This is a genomic window from Dehalococcoidales bacterium (genome assembly GCA_035529395.1).
GTDB lineage: Bacteria > Chloroflexota > Dehalococcoidia > Dehalococcoidales > Fen-1064 > DUES01.
On record DATKWT010000027.1, the window covers coordinates 1 to 16,871 of the forward strand.

Annotated in this window: 18 protein-coding genes; 8 read left to right on the forward strand and 10 right to left on the reverse strand. The window is 56.5% G+C overall.

All coding sequences use genetic code 11. From position 1 onward, the window contains the following. The 4 genes from VMW13_01670 to argJ form a co-directional block, all read right to left on the reverse strand. Window positions 1-94 (reverse strand): argininosuccinate synthase domain-containing protein (locus VMW13_01670; GenBank protein HUV43517.1); only part of this gene is annotated, 94 nt, incomplete at its 3' end. 50 nt (window positions 95-144) lie between these two features. Further along, window positions 145-1,332 carry an aspartate aminotransferase family protein gene (locus VMW13_01675; GenBank protein HUV43518.1) on the reverse strand — a complete coding sequence of 396 codons (1,188 nt, stop codon included), beginning with the start codon at window positions 1,330-1,332 and terminating at the stop codon, window positions 145-147. 273 nt (window positions 1,333-1,605) lie between these two features. Continuing rightward, window positions 1,606-2,427 carry an acetylglutamate kinase gene (gene argB, locus VMW13_01680; protein ID HUV43519.1) on the reverse strand — a complete coding sequence of 274 codons (822 nt, stop codon included), beginning with the start codon at window positions 2,425-2,427 and terminating at the stop codon, window positions 1,606-1,608. A gap of 23 nt (window positions 2,428-2,450) precedes the next feature. Beyond that, complete coding sequence (argJ, locus tag VMW13_01685) at window positions 2,451-3,671, reverse strand: bifunctional glutamate N-acetyltransferase/amino-acid acetyltransferase ArgJ (protein HUV43520.1); 1,221 nt, start codon at window positions 3,669-3,671, stop codon at window positions 2,451-2,453. 104 nt (window positions 3,672-3,775) lie between these two features. On the opposite strand from argJ, the gene VMW13_01690 reads away from it, so the two are divergent. Both VMW13_01690 and VMW13_01695 read left to right on the forward strand, forming a co-directional pair. Further along, window positions 3,776-4,537 (forward strand): fumarylacetoacetate hydrolase family protein, encoded by a 762-nt coding sequence (locus tag VMW13_01690; GenBank protein ID HUV43521.1) that lies wholly within the window; start codon window positions 3,776-3,778, stop codon window positions 4,535-4,537. Window positions 4,538-4,618: 81 nt separating this feature from the next. Further along, entirely contained in the window at window positions 4,619-5,164 is a 546-nt protein-coding gene (locus tag VMW13_01695) for a ferredoxin-like protein (protein HUV43522.1), read from the forward strand. A 31-nt stretch (window positions 5,165-5,195) separates the two neighbouring features. Here VMW13_01695 and VMW13_01700 read toward each other — a convergent pair whose 3' ends face one another. Further along, window positions 5,196-5,948, reverse strand: a complete 753-nt coding sequence (locus VMW13_01700; protein HUV43523.1) for an SDR family oxidoreductase — start codon at window positions 5,946-5,948, stop codon at window positions 5,196-5,198. Beyond that, window positions 5,945-6,721: an alpha/beta hydrolase gene (locus VMW13_01705; protein ID HUV43524.1), complete on the reverse strand. Its 777-nt coding sequence runs from the start codon at window positions 6,719-6,721 to the stop codon at window positions 5,945-5,947. Before VMW13_01705 ends, VMW13_01700 begins: the two co-directional genes overlap by 4 nt. Before the next feature lie 131 nt (window positions 6,722-6,852). Here VMW13_01705 and VMW13_01710 point away from each other — a divergent pair, with 131 nt between their 5' ends. Beyond that, window positions 6,853-7,062 (forward strand): hypothetical protein, encoded by a 210-nt coding sequence (locus tag VMW13_01710; protein ID HUV43525.1) that lies wholly within the window; start codon window positions 6,853-6,855, stop codon window positions 7,060-7,062. Between the two features lie 397 nt (window positions 7,063-7,459). On the opposite strand, the gene VMW13_01715 is transcribed toward VMW13_01710, so the two are convergent. Genes VMW13_01715 through VMW13_01725 form a run of 3 tightly spaced genes read right to left on the reverse strand, consistent with a single transcriptional unit; the run spans window position 7,460 to window position 10,993 of the window. Continuing rightward, a complete protein-coding gene (locus VMW13_01715; protein HUV43526.1) occupies window positions 7,460-7,852 on the reverse strand; it encodes a VOC family protein in 393 nt (130 codons plus the stop codon). 34 nt (window positions 7,853-7,886) lie between these two features. Continuing rightward, complete coding sequence (gene mutS / locus VMW13_01720; protein ID HUV43527.1) at window positions 7,887-10,490, reverse strand: DNA mismatch repair protein MutS; 2,604 nt, start codon at window positions 10,488-10,490, stop codon at window positions 7,887-7,889. 53 nt (window positions 10,491-10,543) lie between these two features. After that, a complete protein-coding gene (locus VMW13_01725) occupies window positions 10,544-10,993 on the reverse strand; it encodes a universal stress protein (GenBank protein ID HUV43528.1) in 450 nt (149 codons plus the stop codon). Window positions 10,994-11,712: 719 nt separating this feature from the next. Here VMW13_01725 and VMW13_01730 point away from each other — a divergent pair. Beyond that, on the forward strand, window positions 11,713-12,327 hold the full coding sequence (locus tag VMW13_01730; GenBank protein ID HUV43529.1) for a flavodoxin family protein: 615 nt from the start codon (window positions 11,713-11,715) through the stop codon (window positions 12,325-12,327). 10 nt (window positions 12,328-12,337) lie between these two features. Beyond that, window positions 12,338-12,853, forward strand: a complete 516-nt coding sequence (locus VMW13_01735) for a GNAT family N-acetyltransferase (protein ID HUV43530.1) — start codon at window positions 12,338-12,340, stop codon at window positions 12,851-12,853. A gap of 451 nt (window positions 12,854-13,304) precedes the next feature. Here the strand turns inward: VMW13_01735 and VMW13_01740 are convergent, their stop codons facing one another. After that, on the reverse strand, window positions 13,305-13,853 hold the full coding sequence (locus VMW13_01740; protein HUV43531.1) for a nitroreductase family protein: 549 nt from the start codon (window positions 13,851-13,853) through the stop codon (window positions 13,305-13,307). A gap of 492 nt (window positions 13,854-14,345) precedes the next feature. Between VMW13_01740 and VMW13_01745 the strand changes: the two genes are divergently transcribed. The 3 genes from VMW13_01745 (at window position 14,346) to VMW13_01755 (ending at window position 16,319) form a co-directional block, all read left to right on the forward strand. Continuing rightward, the gene (locus tag VMW13_01745) at window positions 14,346-14,711 is read left to right on the forward strand and encodes an HNH endonuclease (GenBank protein ID HUV43532.1); all 366 of its coding nucleotides are present in this window, start codon (window positions 14,346-14,348) and stop codon (window positions 14,709-14,711) included. Window positions 14,712-15,239: 528 nt separating this feature from the next. Beyond that, window positions 15,240-15,713 carry a response regulator transcription factor gene (locus tag VMW13_01750; protein ID HUV43533.1) on the forward strand — a complete coding sequence of 158 codons (474 nt, stop codon included), beginning with the start codon at window positions 15,240-15,242 and terminating at the stop codon, window positions 15,711-15,713. Between the two features lie 30 nt (window positions 15,714-15,743). Beyond that, window positions 15,744-16,319: a flagellin gene (locus tag VMW13_01755; GenBank protein ID HUV43534.1), complete on the forward strand. Its 576-nt coding sequence runs from the start codon at window positions 15,744-15,746 to the stop codon at window positions 16,317-16,319. Window positions 16,320-16,871: the final 552 nt, after the last annotated feature.

A 16,871-nucleotide genomic window follows, 5' to 3' on the forward strand; every position in this document is an offset into this window, starting at 1 on the left:
TAATAACGTCCAGACCATAGTTTTCCTGTATCCATGTGACTGCCACCGATGTATCCAGGCCGCCACTATAGGCCAGTATTACCTTATCTGCCATTTTAAGTCTCCTTCAGGTAGAGTATATTGCCTCACCTTAACTGTCAGGCATCAGTTATCAATGCCGGACAGGCTTTTATCCAGTAAACCAAGCGCTTCATCAACTTCGCTATTACCGATGATAAGCGGGGGTATGAGACGGATGGCGTTAGGTTTTAACCTGTTGATCAGCATACCATTCTCAAGGCAAGCGTCCAATATATCCTGGCCAATCTCGCGGTCAAACTCTATGGCCAGTAATAGGCCACGACCGCGAACGTCGGTGATGAACGAATATTTCTCCTTCAGGTCGTTTAGCCTTGCCATCAGGTACTGTCCTACCTTGGCGGCGTTATCGGCAATTTCATTGTCTATGACATATTTCAGTGTTGCATACGCGGCGGCGCTGGTAACGGGATTACCACCAAACGTAGAGTTATGGTCGCCGGGGGCAAAAACTGCGGCTTTTTCCTTAGCCAGCAACGCCCCGATGGGTATACCACTGCCCAGACCCTTGGCCAGCGTCAGGATATCGGGTTCGATACCGTACAGCTCATAACCGAAGAGTGTTCCCAAGCGACCTATGCCGGTCTGAATTTCGTCAAGGATGAGTAGAATGCCTTTCTGGTTGCACCACTCCCGCACTTTGGTTAGATAGTCGTCATCAGGGACATTAACGCCGCCTTCTCCCTGGATCGGTTCCAGCATTACGGCGCAGGTCTTGTCTGTCGTCGCCGTCTTAATGGCCTCAATATCGTTATTGGCTACGTTGACAAAACCGACCGGCAGCGGAATATACGGCTCATGCATCTTCGACTGGCCGCTCGCCGCTGTCATGGCCAGGGAACGTCCATGGAAGGAGTTCATAGTCGTAATTACTTCGTAGGCGCCGTTCAATTCGAGATGACCGTAGCGTCGGGCCAGCTTTACCGCGCCTTCATTCGCTTCCAATCCGCTATTGCCGATAAAAACTTTATCAAGACAGCTATTTTCTACCAGAAGCTCGGCTAGGCGAATCTGGGGAACGGTATAGTACCAGTTTGAGGTCTGCATGAGAGTACGCGCCTGTTCAGCAACAGCATCGGCAACCACCGGGTGACAGTGCCCCAAGCAGTTGACCGCCAGACCACCGACAAAGTCCAGGTACTCTTTGCCTTTATCGTCCCATATACGGGCACCTTCACCCCTGACCAGGGTCACCGGGATGCGTACTATTGTCTGCATATAGTATTTACTTTCAAGTTCCTGCCAGTTGCTCATCTCTACGCTCCAATAAGTTGCTCTGTTGTTTCTTGCTCCCAGAGGATGACGTTCCTGTCAACCTCACCCCCCCGTTCCCCCTCTCCTTCGAAGGAAAGGGGGAGGATAAAGGAATCTGGGGGACACCGGCAGAATCTGGTTTCGGATTCTGCTAACGTCATTCTGTAAGAATGACGCCCAGACACCCCTGCCAGAGGGGTATCGCCCCTTCTGAGGGGCGCTCCCTCTGGACTCCCCAGCACACTATCTGAGATGGGGTTACGTCTCTTCAGACTACCCTCCGGAGGACCGAATTGTTGTGCCTATCTCCTCGCCTTCGATTTCCCTGAGCAGGGCGTGGGGTGTTTTACCGCCAATAATCGAGGCGGTCCTACTTCGTGAAAGAGCCTTCAGGCAAGCTCTAATTTTAGGAATCATTCCCCCGGAAGCTACCCCCGAAGATAGCAATTCCTCAGCTTCAGCAGGGGAGAGGTGGGAAATCAGATTATCCTGTTTATCATGAATACCGTCAACATCGGTGAGGAAGATAAGCCGTTCGGCGGCGATTGCCGCGGCGATTTCACCAGCGACGGTATCACCGTTAACATTCAGTATCTGCGGTTCACCATCTGACCTGCCAAGTACGTGAATACTCAGCGGGGCGATTACGGGAATAAAGCCTGAACTCAGCAGAGTATCGAGGATACTGATATTTACCTTAGTGACTGTGCCTACGAAACCCATTTCTTTTTCTCTGAGTTTGCCTTCAAGCAGGGCACCATCCACGCCGCTGATGCCAACAGCCTTACCTTCACGGCTATTCAGCAGGGTTACTATTTCCTTATTAGCCAGACCGGCCAGCACGGAAATAACTACTTCCAGGGTTGGCCTGTCGGTCACCCTTTCACCACGGACGAAATGAGTGGTAATGGCTTGCTTCCCAAGCCATTCGGTTATCATTTTGCCCCCTCCGTGCACGATAACCATTGGAATGCCGCGTCGCTGAAGTTCAACGATATCTTCAACGTCACCGACATCCAGAACGGTGGGTTCGTGTTTACCGAAGGTGCTGCCGCCTATCTTGATTACGATTACTTCGTTCAGTTTGGTATTCATTATCTTTCCCTGGTGAGGGCCTGTCAGGTCGTGTACTTGCTGTTGATGAGGACGTATTCTTCGGTGAGGTCGCAGCCCCAGGCGGTGGCTGAAGCCGGGCCCAGGTTGAGATTGACGGTTATCGTAACCTCACTCTGTTCTAGAATCTGGACAACGCCAGCCTCGTTAAAAGGTTGCGGCGTACCTGCTTTGAGTACCATAGTATCCCCGATGTAGACATCGAGTGTAGCCTCTTCTACCTTTGCCCCGCTCCGTCCCAGTGCAGCGACCACCCGTCCCCAGTTGGGGTCACAACCGTAGACGGCGGACTTGAGCAGGGGCGAGCTTACTATTGTCCGTGCTGCTGTCACAGCATCTGCCTGGTTGACTGCCCCGTTAACGGTGACCTCAATCAGCTTGGTGGCCCCTTCGCCGTCGCGTGCGATGGACTTTGCCAGGTGGATGCAGACCCGGTCAAGGGCTTCCTGGAAGACCTCGGCGGACCTGGTTCTCTCTAACAGAGGTGCGTTTCCCGCCATCCCGTTGGCCATTAGCAACAGGGTATCGCTCGGGCTGGTATCGCCATCGATGGAGACCATGTTGAAAGAGACGCTAGCCGCGCGACGCAGCGCCAGCTCTAAGAAAGAAGGGTCTACGGCAGCATCCGTGGTCAGGAAGCAGAGCAGGGTTGCCATATTGGGATGTATCATACCGGAACCCTTGGCCACTCCACCGATGGTGTAGCGTGTATCTCCGTCACGGACGGTTACCGCATCCTCCTTGGGGAACGTGTCTGTGGTCATAATCGCCATGGCCAACTCGTGCCCGCCGTCATCGGACAGGCTGATGCTGTTCAGGCCGTCCTTTATCCGTTCCATGGGCAGCAGGCGGCCGATAACGCCGGTACTGGCTACGAGGACGTTCTCCGCTTCGGTGCCGATGCTGTTTGCCGCCAGGGATGCCATTTCCGCGGCGTCGGCCAGGCCCCGGTCACCGGTACTGGCATTGGCGCAGCCGCTATTGGCAACCACTGCCATTACTCGGTGACCTTCCCGGAGTCGCTCTTGACATAACAACACAGGCGCAGACTTGATACTGTTGGAAGTGAGCAGACCGGCGGTGACGCAAGGCTCCTGCGAGAAAAGGACTCCCAGGTCCAGCCTGTCACCGGCACTCCCCTTTATTCCGGCGGCGGTGGCACCGGCGTGAAACCCCTGTGGTGAGGTAACCGTGCCGCTCTCGATGGACTCAATTTCAGCTTCCATTTCAGTTTCAATGATAACATAACGACCATAACCAGGCAATTTCGGAGTGTGCCATGTGATAGCCTTGTAATTCGCCTGCGATGTCGGTTAAACTGAAACCTGTAATGAAGTTCGTACGGTTCGCAACCGGCAGGAAGACCAGGTACGGTGTACTGAGCGGTCAGACCATACAGGTCATCGACGGTAGCCCGTTTCGCCGGTTCATGCGTGTTGATGAGTACCACCCATTGAGCGAGGTCAGACTGCTCGCGCCTTGCCTGCCCTCCAAGATAGTGGCAATAGGTCTGAACTATCGCAAACATGCCGAAGAGGCAGGCATGCCGATACCCGATGTCCCATTGATTTTCCTCAAACCATCGACGTCCGTAATCGGGCCGGAAGACAATATTATCTACCCGGCCATGTCGTCGCGGGTCGACTACGAGGGCGAGTTCGGTGTGGTGATTGGCAGGAAGGCGCGACGGGTGTCGCCGGACGAAGCGCTGGACTACGTGCTCGGCTATACCTGCTTAAACGACGTTTCCGCTCGTGACCTCCAGGGTCTGGACGGGCAGTGGACCCGCGCCAAGGGTTTTGATACCTTTGCGCCATTCGGTCCCTGCATCGAGACGGAGCTTGACCCCGGCAATGCTCCGGTGGAGACATACCTCAACGGGGAACTGAAACAGCAAGGTAACACCAACGACCTGATTCACTCCGTCCGGGACGTAATCAGCTTCGCCTCGCACGTGATGACGCTGCTGCCCGGCGACGTTATTGCCACCGGCACCCCCAGCGGTATCGGCCCGATGTCCGTCGGCGATACCGTGGAGATAAGGATAGAGCCCATCGGCACGTTGAGGAACTACATCGTCAGTCCTGCCTGATAGCGTCTCCCCGAAGCCACAAGCCGGTCTCTACGCTCTTTTTAATAATTATTTCTGCTTCTGTGCTATGCTGGAGTTAGAATGCACCATACACTGAAGCTGTACAGTCACCACCGTGAGTTTGCCCTCAAGTTCTACATGTTCTGGGCAAGGTGGACACGTATCCCCATCATTGGGCCACTGGTTCGGTGGGTGGCCAATGTCTGGGGGAGTACCATGGAGGGCGGCTATTTGCTCACTCCCGGGGAGGCCGAGGAGATAGTCGACCTCTCCGAAGGGCTGGCACTGGGACCGTGCACCTGTCGCGAGGTTTTCCACAACTGCGACCGGCCGCGGGACACGGAGATAATGCTGGGGCTGAACCGCAACATCTTTGTTGCACAGAGGCCGCATGACTACCGGGAGATAAGCAGGGAGGAAGCGAAGGACGTCCTCCGCCAGTGCCGCGAACAAGGCCTCATCCACACCATCATCAAGTGCCGCGAGGACTACTACGCGATATGCAACTGCTGCGCTTGCTGCTGTGTGCCGCTGCGACTCCGCAACCAGTACGGCATCGGGGGTGCCCTTGTGCGGCACCCTGACATCGTACGGGAGTTCCGGGGACGCTCAGCCGTCGGCAGTTAGCCACCGCTAGCTGAGGTAATCAGCTAGCGGCTCAGTCGTTGAAGTGCTCGTAGATGGGGTATTCCAGACTGTTCCAGAACACGCGTCCGCTGGGCCCTCCCGAAGGCAACTCCACGAGAAAACGGGCGTGCGGGTAGACTACGTCCACATCCTGCATTTGATTCAGTAGTTGCTCGGGCAGGGAGCCGTTGGTCAGCGTCTGGCCCCATATCGGCGTCCGTGTTGGGCCGGGTATCATCGAGTTTATCAGGATATCCTTGTGGCCGGCCTGCGTAAGCCCATTGACCAGGGTCCTGGTGAGGGAGGTCACGCCTGCTTTGGAAGCGGAATATGCCGTGTTCCCTGCCCCCGTGGCTTCCGCCGCTCTCGATATTACATTGATAATGCGCCCGTATCCCTGCCTGACCATAATCGGCAGGATGCGATGTGTACACAGGGCGACGCCGATAAGGTTCACGTCAATTGCTCGCTTCCAGTTCTGGAACGGTGCGTCAGACCGGAGCGGGTCCGGGATATTGATTCCGGCGTTGTTGAACAGTATATCAATGCGGTCGAATCGTTCCATTGTCGCGGCTACCAGACGGTCGACGTCTTTCTCCGACGATACATCACCCTGCACGCCTAAGAACTGGTCGGCACAGCCCCGCGCCGTCTCGGCAAGTCCCTCTCTATTGATGTCAAAGCCAAGCACGTAGGCACCATCCCCGGCAAAGCCTGCGGCCAGGGCTCGCCCGATGCCGCTTCCCGCTCCAGTGATGACGACGACTTTTCCTTCTATGTTCACAACCCATGCTCCTTGATGAAGTCCGTAATTTCTACCAGTACGCGTTCCGGTTTCTCCCGTATGGCAAAGTGCCCAGTGCCTTCGATAAAGACAAGGCGGGAGTTCTTCAGTCGCCCGGCAAGGTCGTGCGCGTTGTCCGTGTGACCGAAACGGTCTTCGGTACCATAGACCAGCAGCACCGGGAGTGAGTCTGGTGTGGTGCCCCAGTAGGTGGCTGCCGGGGTGGCTCCAATTGCCCTGGTCCTGAGATCCCCGGCCTCCCGGGGGGGACGCATAGCGAAGAACTCGTCCAGCAGGTGCTGTGCCCGTTCCGGCTGCTCTTCGCGGAACCTGGCGCCGCAGAAACGGTACAGCCAGGCCTCTTCCCGGGAAGCGTCCGCAGGGGGCTGGCCCATCCTTGGCGGGTAGAAGCCACCGGTACCGCAAAGTATGAGGGCTGATGCTCTCTCCGGGTGGTCACGGGTGACTATCTGGGCGATACGGCCGCCGAAGGCGTGACCGATGAGGATGGCTTTCTCTATCTCCAGGTGGTCCATCAGGGCAATGGCATCCCCGGCCAGGGTCTCCAGGGTGTAGGGCTCCTTGGGTAACTCTGTCTGCCCGGCACCGCGGGCGTCGAAGCGGACCACCCGCCCGAGGCCGGCAAGCCATTCCGCCAGTTCGCCCCAGGTCTCGGTAGTGCAGCCGGCACCATTGAATAGAAAGAAGATACGGGACCCCGTCCCGTCCTGCCGGTAGTAGGTGTTCAGTCCGTTCAGAGATACTTCTGGCATGTGAACCTATACCCATGGTAAGCCTGCCCCGCCGGACTGTCAAGGGTTTGACAGTGGTGTGGCAGTGTCATATCATTCAATACAGTTGCTCGATAGCCGGGCAAATCCGGACCAGGAACAGGAGGAAAGAGATGGCACTGACCGCTGATTCCACGATTAGTGAGGTCCTGAAGTCGCGCCCCGATGCCAAGGAGATTATCGCCAGGCACGCCGGGCAGCCGGTGGACGAGAGCCAGCTTGCCATGGCGATGAGTATGTCTCTCCGGCAGGTAGCCGGCTTCATCGGCTGGGGTTCGGACAAGATAGAGGCGGTGTTGAAGGACCTGAACGAGGGTCAGTAGGCCCTTCATCCCGGCAACCCGTTCTTACCTCTGCACGGGCAGGTAATTCTGCCGGTGTGGTCTTTGTTTGCTCTCCGATATGGGGATGAGGTAACCTCACCCTCTATGTTCCCACTCCTTGTTTAAAGGGGATGGGGACACGGCCGCATTCTGTCGTTGCGAGGAAGTCCTTCCCGGAAGGACGACGCGGCAATCTGGCTCCAAGGGGGAGTCCCCCTTGACGTCTTCTGCCCGTCGCTCCAAGGCAAGAGGCATTGATTGCGTCACAGAGACGACACCCTGAGCACTAGACATAACTCTAGAAACAATTCCCCACGCCTGGCCAGCCTCGATTTGTTTCCCGAAATTTCATTATTATCGCCTTGTAGCCTTTGCCTCTCAGTGACTCTCCTCTCGGTTAGGCCCTGACTTCAAGCAACTCGATGAGCACATCCTCCGGTGCCCACAGGAACGATATCTTGATGCCCGGCCGGATTTCCCATATGTCGTCGCGGAACTCCACACCCTTTGCCTTCAGGTCGGTCACGGCCGTTTCGATATCATCGGTCCTTATCCCGAAGTGCTCCAGCCCGCTCACCGTACCCCGCGCCGTTGACACCGGCTTCGCGTCGGCGGACTGCTGCATAATCAGTATCCTCGAACCACTGAGACTGAGCTCCACGCTGACCTGTCCATTGGGGAGCTCTCTTGCATTGACCCTTTCGGCATTGAACATGTCTTCGTAGAACTGGGCTGTCTTCAACGGGTCAGGACTGTACAGGTGAATATGGTCGTACACGTAGTCCGGCATTCGGGCACCTCCTTTTTTATCTGCGGGAAGTCATCTACTCTTCCCTGGCCTTCTTCTGCAACTCGTACAGCCGGGTGAGGGCTTCCAGCGGTGTCAGGGAGTCGATATCCAGCGTTTGAAGTTCCTCGGTGATTGGTGATTTCTGCCCGAAGAGGGGTATCTGCTGGACTGTCTCTTGGGGCTGGCGGCCTTTTCTCTTCGGCGCGGAGCGGCGGCTGTCCCCCTCGAGGTCTTCCAGCACCTCCTGGGCGCGGTGCACTACCGACCGGGGCAGTCCCGCCAGCTTGGCCACGTGTATCCCGTAGCTCTTATCGACCCCGCCGGGCACTATCTTGCGCAGAAAGATGACCTCTCCCTTCTCCTCGGTCACGGCGACGTTGAAGTTCTTGACCCGGGGCAGGAAGCCGGCCAACTCCACCATCTCGTGGTAATGGGTGGCAAAGAGGGTCTTTGCTCCCAGCCGGGGGTAGTTGTGGATGTACTCCGCCACCGCCCGGGCGATGGACAGGCCGTCATAGGTGCTGGTGCCCCGCCCGATTTCGTCCAGTATCAGTAACGAGCGCCTGGTAGCGTTGTTCAGGATGTTGGCCGTCTCCACCATCTCCATCATGAAGGTGGACTGCCCCGAAGTAATGTCCTCACGCGCACCAATCCGCGTGAAGATGCGGTCTACCACGCCGATGGTGGCCGAGTCCGCCGGGACGAAGCTGCCGACCTGCGCCAGTAGCACAATCAGGGCGACCTGTCTCAGGTAGGTCGATTTCCCGGCCATGTTCGGCCCGGTAAGGATTATTAGCTGGGCATCACGGTTGGAGAGGTAGGTGTCGTTGGGTACGAAGGCGCCGTCGCTGAGGGTCCTCTCAACCACGGGGTGGCGTCCCTGCATGATGATTACTTCTTCGCCCGTGGTCAGTTCCGGCCGGGTGTAGCCATAGCGGACAGCGACCTCGGCGAGACCGCAGAAAGCGTCGGCGTGAGCAATTGCCCCGGCCACGGCCAGGATTGCCTCACTGGCGGCGGCCACCTGCTGGCACACCCTGCGGAAGATGCTGCTTTCAAGCTCAGTAATCCGCTCCCGAGCATTGAGGATAGTTGATTCGTACTCCTTCAACTCCGGCGTGAAGTACCGCTCGCCGTTGACCAGCGTCTGCTTGCGGATGTACGTCTCCGGCACCTGGGAGAGGTTGGCCTTTGACACCTCGATGTAGTAGCCGAAGACGCGGTTATAACCTATCTTCAGCGACTTGATACCGGTCTTTTCCTGCTCGTCGCGCTCCAGGTTGGCCAGGTATTGCCGGGCGTTACTGGCTACCTCCTTGAGGTCGTCGAGTTCTTCGGAGAACCCCGGCCTGATGACGTTGCCCTCACCGAGTCCACCGGACGGTTCGTCGACGATTGCCTCGCTGATGAGTGCGACCACGTCGTCACGGGGCTTGAGCTCGTTCTTAAGCCAGGTGACGTCCGAGGCGCCGTTGCCGTTGTAGAGGCCGTTGCCTCCGGAGATAGCTTCTTTAATTTCCGGCACTACCTCAAGGCTGCGCCGCAGGGCAATTAGCTCCAGGGGGCTGGCGATGTTGCTGCCGATACGGTTGACCAACCGCTCCATGTCGGCTACGCGGCCCAGCAGGGAAGCTGCCTGATTCCGGGGCAGGGCGTTGGTATGGAACCAGGTAACTGCTTCTTGTCTTTTCACCAGTGCCTCGATATCGAGGAGCGGTTGCCCGAGCCACTTCTTGAGCAGCCGACTGCCCATCGCCGTTTTCGTCAGGTCGATAATTGACAGCAGTGAGCCGGTTGTCGTCCCTGAGGCGCTGCGGAAGAGCTCCAGGTTGGTCTGCGTCTGGACGTCCAGTGCCATGAAGGAATCGGTTGAGTATGTGGAAAGTCGGGTAAGCTGCCCCAGGGCGCCCTTCTGTGTTTCCTGGATATAGCGGACTACGGCTCCCGCAGCCCTGATTGCCAGGGGTAGTCGGGCACAGCCGAAGCCATCGAGGGTGCGCACCCCGAAGTGCTCCAGCAGGGCCTGGCGTGACGTTTCCAGTTCGAACCAGTATTCGTCCACCGGCGTGATGTGGACGTCTGGCTCCAGTCCGGAAAGCTCGGCGCGAGCGTTGGTGATAAGCTCCGATGGGCGAAGTCGTTCCAGTTCCGGGGTAGTCCGTCGTATGGGTAGCTGGGTGGTGGCAAACTCGCTGGTGGTAATATCCACGTAGGCGATACCGGCTTCCTCGTCGTTGAGCACTACACCGACCAGGTAGTTGTTTGTCTTGCTGTCGAGCAGGCCGGGTTCGACTATAGTACCGGGGGTGACCACGCGGACGACTTCCCGCTCGACGATGCCCTTGGTCTCGCCGGGTTTTGTGACCTGCTCGCAGATAGCCACCTTGTGGCCGTGGTTTATCAGCCTGGCGAGGTAGTTGTCCAGGGCGTGATATGGGATACCGGCCATCGGCACACGGTTCCCTTTGCCCATCTCCCGCGAGGTAAGGACAATCTCAAGCTCGTTAGCGACAACGCGGGCGTCCTCGTCGAAGGTCTCGTAGAAATCTCCGAGGCGGAAGAGAACAATAGCCTGCGGGTACTGCTGCTTGATGCTGAGATATTGACGGCGGATAGGGGTCTGGCTTGATTTCTGCATCAACTCATTGTACCGAATTCTCGGCGAAATGGGAATATGCTTTGGCCCTCATCTCAGGACCTGCGTGGCCTGATTACCAGCACCGGCAGGCCGGATTCCTTGAGGACGTGTTCGGCGACGCTGCCGAAGGCGAAACGCTTCAGTCCACTCCTGCCGTGGGTACCGAGGGCTATCAGGCCGATGCCGTTCTCCTCGGCGTAGCTGACAATGCTGCGGCCCGCGCTACCGGGCAGGGTGAGGTAATCCACCTCCAGTCCCGCTGCCTGAATTGCCTGAGCAATGCTCTCCAGGTAGGTGACGGCCTCTTCTTCCTTGCGCTGGATTTCCGCCGGTGTCGGTGCGGAGTAGTAGCCAGTGGTCGGTTCAACGATGGCGCTCGGGGGCATGGTGACCTCGAGGAGCACCAGCTTGCTCCCGAAGCGCTGGGCGACCTCCCTGGCGTAGGGCAGGATTTCCTCGGCAAGGTCGGAACCATCAAGGCAGACCAGTATCTTCTCGAACATGGGCCCTCCTTATCCCGGTAGTCTTACGGGTGTGCTTTCTGTGATTTCATCGTATGGCAAGTTGGCGGGTGTGTCAAGGCGTTGTACTCGCCCAGTGCATTGGGGACAGATGGGATCAATGGCGACAAACGAGAAAAGTGAAATAAATGGAAACAATTCGAGGCTAACCAGGCGTGAATTGTTTTTCGAGTTATGTCTACCTGGAGGTATGAAGCAGTGATAGTCAAGGGGGTGTGTCTCCTGGGAAACGCGGGTACCGGTGTCTTGAGGTGCCTGTTGGCACGGGTCAAGGGGGGCACCCCCTTAGACCCCCGTTCCAAAGTGGTTGCACCCCTCTGGACACCCCAAAACGGTGTGGGGGTAGTTTGTTGGCAGGGTTCATTGGCACGTTAGGGAATACCGCCGGATAGAGGGAGACGTAAAGGGGGACACCCCCTTAGACCCCCGTTCCAAAGTGGTTGCACCCCTCTGGACACCCCAAAACGGTGTGGGGGTAGTTTGTTGGCAGGGTTCATTGGCACCTTATAGAGTGGGGTGTTACCAGGGTAATGACTTGGGGATAAGGCGGCACACACAAGATAGTGTTAGTGGGGGTATGAGGAGAAGTCACCTGTCCGTCGGGGTGATGGGCTCCGGCCGGAGCTGGCGGCATTGTTGGTGCCGTGCCGACGGTGCTATAATTTGCCCGCAGCCTGATACCAGAAGAGGAGGAATTTAGAGTGAAGATACTTGGTCTTTCCTGCAGTCCGAGAAAGGGTGGCAACACCGAAACGCTGGTGACCGAGGCGCTGGAGGGCGCCCGTAACGAGGGTGCCGAGGTGGAGATGTTCAGCGTGCACGGCAAGGACATAAAGCCCTGCGATGGCTGCCAGACCTGCGTTGCGACCGGCATCTGCCACATTCAGGACGACATGCAGGACGTTTTCAGGAAGATGATTGAGTCCGACGGTATCATCTTCGGCACCCCGATATACTTCTACACGATGAGTGCCCAGGCGAAGGCCATCATGGACCGGACCTACTCGATACGCCGTCCCGAGTTCAAGCTGGCGAGCAAGGTGGGTGGAGTCATTGCCGTGGCCGGTGGCATCGGTCTGATAGAGGCAATCAAGGAATGGTACTTCTATATCGCCATCAACCACATGCTGGCGGCGGACTATGTCAGTGCCTACGCCGGCGGGAGGGGTGAGGTGAACGACAACGAGCATGTGATGAAGTGCGCCCGGGAGCTGGGACGGCAGATGGTACAACTGGTCGATACAGGCTTCCGGTTCCCAGAAGAGTACGCCCGCCGCGGTCTTTCCGGCTACGTGGCGGAGAAGTACGGGGTGTGAAGGAGTGAGTTTGCCTCTGGTTATCCGTCCGGTAGAAGCGGAAGACCTGGCGGGCCTTGACGAAAGCCTGCCGGGAGGGCGTCCCCCTGAGGTGCACCGGGAACGCTACCGCAAGCAGGTGGAGGGAAGGGGTGTCTACGCGACGGCATGGCAGGATGGGCGTCTTGCCGGTATCCTGTTCGTGGACTGGGAAGGCTCGGTCGCGGAGCCGGTCAGAGCGAGTTTCCCCGGCTGTCCTCACCTGATAGACCTCTTTGTACTGCCGGAGTACAGGAAACAGGGAGTTGCCACGCAGTTGCTGGACTATGCGGAGGCAGAAGCGCGCCAGAGGGGCCACGAGCGGATAGGGCTGGACGTGGGCGACCTGGCTGACCCGAACTACCGGATTGCCCACGGCATCTACACCGGGCGGGGGTACGTGGAAACCGGCATCGAGCACATGGACGCGTACACGGTGGTGGACGAGGACGGCAGGGCGCTGGCCATCCAGGAGAGGGTCAGGTTCATGGTTAAGGGGTTGGGGTGACGCCTAGCAGGGTGCTGAAAAACCCTTTCGACCATCCCCCGTGCGGCCCGGATGGAGCGCCTCTCAGAAGAGGCGGGGCCCCTCAGAAGGTGCGGTGCCTTCCCTTTCCTGGCCAGGAAGAGCCTTCCTACCGAGGAAGGGGGGAAAGATTATGCCTGGGGACTCCTCTTTTCAGCACACTGCTGAACTCCTTCGTATACCTTCCTTGTGGAATCCCTTTCACTCTGACACCTCCGTCTTTCTATTTTACCTGACTTTGGTGTCCATTATATCCATCCTACCTCAAAATGTAACTGCGATACTTCTTCCTATGTAATCACTGACAGTATCTTGTCGTATTACCGACCACACTCTTAGTAGAAGAGACAAAATTGCGGTAAACAACATAGTCAATACACCGAGTTCCAGACTCATATCCACGTACGAATTTTTATCACACTATGATACTCCTTTATCCGGGCGTACCGAACCTGTTCCGGTGCAGCCAACTGAACTCAGGGCGCCGCTGTATCTGCGGTGTCGTTTTCCTGGGATAACCCTTCTGCACCCCGATTAGCACCATCGTAGCCAGATGATAGTTTTCAGGAAGGCCAAGAAGTTTCTCAACTACCACCTGGTTTTCTTCCCATAATGTGGACGGTATAATGCCCAGCCCTTCCGCAGTAGCAACCAAAGCCATATTCTGGATACAAGCCCACATGCTCCAGAGATAACCACCGCCATCTTTATAACAAGCCGCCACCACATTGCAATTCTTGTAGGCATTCTGCTGTTGTTTCGCCACACTTTTCGAATAGACCAGGTTCAGTTGGTATTTTAGTTCGGCAATCTGCGCAATCAGTTGCGGGTCGTCGACAATGATGAATTCCCAGGGCTGGTTATTACCCGCGGATATCGAGTGGGTGCCTGCCGTGATTATCTTCCGCACTATTTCCTCACTGGTACCCCGGGTAAAACCTCGGATTGTTCTCCTTTTCTCAATTGCTTCATATAAATCCATTTTCAACTCCTCCTTCATATAATGTTTGGTGGGGAAAGTAAATAATAGCGACTACAAAAACATATCTTATTCCATAAGCAACATCTTGAGTTACCACTCAGATCAGATCTTTATGCCTGCAAAGGTGTGCTTGGAAATAAGGGCTGCTGCAGACAGTGAGTGTGCGTTGAATTCAGCGCTTCTGGTTGATACTGACGAGTTGTCTTTTCCATACGGTTCCTTCAGGTCACGCCAGAATTATACGCCTATGTTCTCTTACGGACAAGGGAGTACCCTCTAGGAGAGCTAATAATGGGCCATACCTGGCCGGATTGGCGCACCCGTATGGGGCACACGCCGGAGGTAATTCTGGCGCTGGTCGGCGTAGTGTTATCTTGATGAGCCTGCGGCGCAATGCACCCTATGTCGAACCCCGGCGGCACCCTCACTCAGAATGGTCTCTTCTATGAGGCTGTAATCCGACATAGAGATCAAGGCTTCCTGACCGAACTAGTGAAGGCATACGAGAAGATCCACTCGGGTATCTGGGCCTACAACGGTTTGTTTGAGCTGGTTGATGCATTGCAGGAGACCAGTGGTGCCCGCAGGGTATTCAAGTTCAAGTTGCGGGCAGTCGCCGATGCACGAGATCAGGACGAGGGTGATAGGGTACTTGACCACAGCCGTCTCATCCCTGCATCAGTCAAACTGGAGGTCTGGAAGCGTGACAAGGGTCGGTGCGTCCTGTGTGGAAGTCGAGAGAACCTCCACTTCGACCATATCATTCCTTACTCGCGAGGCGGTTCATCTCTGGTGGCCGAGAACGTCCAACTCCTCTGTGCCAAGCATAACCTGGCCAAGAGAGACAGGATTGAGTGATGATACGCTGTAGTGTGAGCAGCTCTTCGCCGCTGCGCAGCCTGCGTCGACCACCAACACCGCCCACCCTTCTCTGAATAATCGGTCACCTTCTCTTAGTATTCGCTCCGGATGTCCCATGTGGGCAGGCACAGCTTGCTGACATCGTGCAGCTCAAGGGATTTTACATCTCAGGCGGAGTCTCCAGCACCCAGATTTTGTGTTGTACGGGAGTGCGGGACTGTTTAGGAAACGTTTCGGAAATTGACCGGCGTTTTTATGTTTTGTTTAGTCGACCGGCAGTATTGTGGGATTAGAGAGAAGGAGGCTAACTTGAGCAGGGAAAAGTGGTGGCACACTCTGACTCAAGGCCTGAGTAGACAGTCGCCTTATCTCTTTCCGCCGGAAGGACACCGTAGACTGACGCCCTGCGGTGTCCTTTGAAATGATAATATCGACCCCTTGCTCACTTCCGCCAGGTACACCGGAGTGTAGTGGGTGTAACCAATACAAAGAAATACTGAGAAACAGTGATTGAGGATGGTGAAGATGAATACTGAGGGTGCTATCCGGGTACTCCTGGTCGGTGGTAGTGATGCTTCAATGCAGGGCATTAGTGACGCACTCAGTGACGGTGCTGGGGTAGAGGTCGTCGGTGAAACGGTTGGTGGCAACGAGGCTGTTGTAGCCGCCGGGGAGCTATCCCCGGACGTGGTACTGGTATTGGTTGACAGCCTGATAGCAGGGATGGATGGCATTGATACTGTGCACGCTATTATCGAGACACAGCCCTGGACACGGGTAGTTGTCATAACACGAAACACAGTTCGGTACCTGGTGCCGGCGGTGAAAGCCGGTGCCGCCGGTATCCTTTCGCCGGAAGTTGGTCTTGATGAGTTGCTTCTGGCAATACGCAGAGTACACCAGTGGGCATCTTATTCCCTCTCGGCGAGTAGTGCTTCAGAGAAGCCGGGATACCAGGCTGTAAGCAATATGACGAGAGTCAAGCAAAGGCCTGAGTAGCGTGTCCACAGGATGATGCAGGAGGGTAAAATGCGTAAGAGATTCTTGAAGGTGATAGCCAGACTCCACCGAGGCCAGCGTGGTATGACCGGGTTGGAGACAGCCATCATTCTGATTGCCTTCGTGACGGTCGCTTCCGTACTGGCCTACAGCGTGCTGTCGGCCGGTATCTTCGCGGCAGAGAGAGGAAAGGCGACGGTGTATCAGGGCCTGGCATCTGCCCAGGCGACTATGTCAATTCAGGGTTCCGTGCTTGGTCTCAGTCCCAACGGGACGGAGCTCGAACAGATCCAGTTCACTGTAGCCCTGACACTGGAGGACGAGAGCGTGGACATGAATTCTGTCGTCATCAACTACTTCGACACCGAGGTGCACTCAGAGGACATCACCTGGACAAGTGAAATCAACGGGGGCTGCACTGAGCGAGGCGCGGTCAACTTGCTGGAGGCCGATGAGCAGCACGTGGTTATCGTCACGATACCGGATGCGGCCACCATCGATGCGTATGAAAAGTTTACGGTTCAGGTCTTCCCGCCCACCGGGGCTACACTTTCCATCCAGAGGACTGTACCCGGCGCGATACAGGCGGTAATGAACCTCTATTAGTTGAGTGTATTGTCAGGCGAACGCTCAACGCCACCGGGCACGCGGAGCCTTGATGTGGTTCGCAGCAAAAGGGGAGGCCGGACAGAAATGGGCAGCAGCCACCTATGGGAAGTCTGAGCCTCTCTTCGTGTGTGGCGTCGGTGCTATCGTTCCGACAGAAGGGTGACAGGCCGTTGACATGTCATTCATGAGCGAAGCGAAGAATCTGAATGTTGCGCGGATTTGTGCAACTAGTGTAGTGTCTTACAAATGCCTTTACAGTCCTTGTCATTCTAGCAAGCCTAAGAAAAACCCTTTCGACCAACCCCCTGACCCCCTTCCTGTCCAGGAAGGGGGAAAAGATTATAGCTGGGGGACACCCCCAGACCCCTGCCAAAGGGGGCTTCGGCCCCTCTCGGAAGAGGGAGTGCCCCTAAGAAGGGGCGAAGCCCCTCTGGACTCCCCCTTTTTCATCACCCTGTTAGACTTGATCCGGGATACGTGTTTGCCCCCTGGATTCCAGCCTGCGCTGGAATGACATCAACATCCATCATACGTAAAGATATATACGAG

What these genes read in the sequence shown, in the direction of transcription:
- VMW13_01675 (HUV43518.1), bottom strand. Translation starts at nt 1,332, where the DNA reads ATGAGCAACTGGCAGGAACTTGAAAGTAAATACTATATGCAGACAATA.
- argB (HUV43519.1), bottom strand. Translation starts at nt 2,427, where the DNA reads ATGAATACCAAACTGAACGAAGTAATCGTAATCAAGATAGGCGGCAGC.
- argJ (HUV43520.1), bottom strand. Translation starts at nt 3,671, where the DNA reads ATGGAAGCTGAAATTGAGTCCATCGAGAGCGGCACGGTTACCTCACCA.
- VMW13_01690 (HUV43521.1), top strand. Translation starts at nt 3,776, where the DNA reads ATGAAGTTCGTACGGTTCGCAACCGGCAGGAAGACCAGGTACGGTGTA.
- VMW13_01695 (HUV43522.1), top strand. Translation starts at nt 4,619, where the DNA reads ATGCACCATACACTGAAGCTGTACAGTCACCACCGTGAGTTTGCCCTC.
- VMW13_01705 (HUV43524.1), bottom strand. Translation starts at nt 6,721, where the DNA reads ATGCCAGAAGTATCTCTGAACGGACTGAACACCTACTACCGGCAGGAC.
- VMW13_01710 (HUV43525.1), top strand. Translation starts at nt 6,853, where the DNA reads ATGGCACTGACCGCTGATTCCACGATTAGTGAGGTCCTGAAGTCGCGC.
- VMW13_01715 (HUV43526.1), bottom strand. Translation starts at nt 7,852, where the DNA reads ATGCCGGACTACGTGTACGACCATATTCACCTGTACAGTCCTGACCCG.
- mutS (HUV43527.1), bottom strand. Translation starts at nt 10,490, where the DNA reads ATGCAGAAATCAAGCCAGACCCCTATCCGCCGTCAATATCTCAGCATC.
- VMW13_01725 (HUV43528.1), bottom strand. Translation starts at nt 10,993, where the DNA reads ATGTTCGAGAAGATACTGGTCTGCCTTGATGGTTCCGACCTTGCCGAG.
- VMW13_01740 (HUV43531.1), bottom strand. Translation starts at nt 13,853, where the DNA reads ATGGATTTATATGAAGCAATTGAGAAAAGGAGAACAATCCGAGGTTTT.
- VMW13_01750 (HUV43533.1), top strand. Translation starts at nt 15,240, where the DNA reads ATGAATACTGAGGGTGCTATCCGGGTACTCCTGGTCGGTGGTAGTGAT.
- VMW13_01755 (HUV43534.1), top strand. Translation starts at nt 15,744, where the DNA reads ATGCGTAAGAGATTCTTGAAGGTGATAGCCAGACTCCACCGAGGCCAG.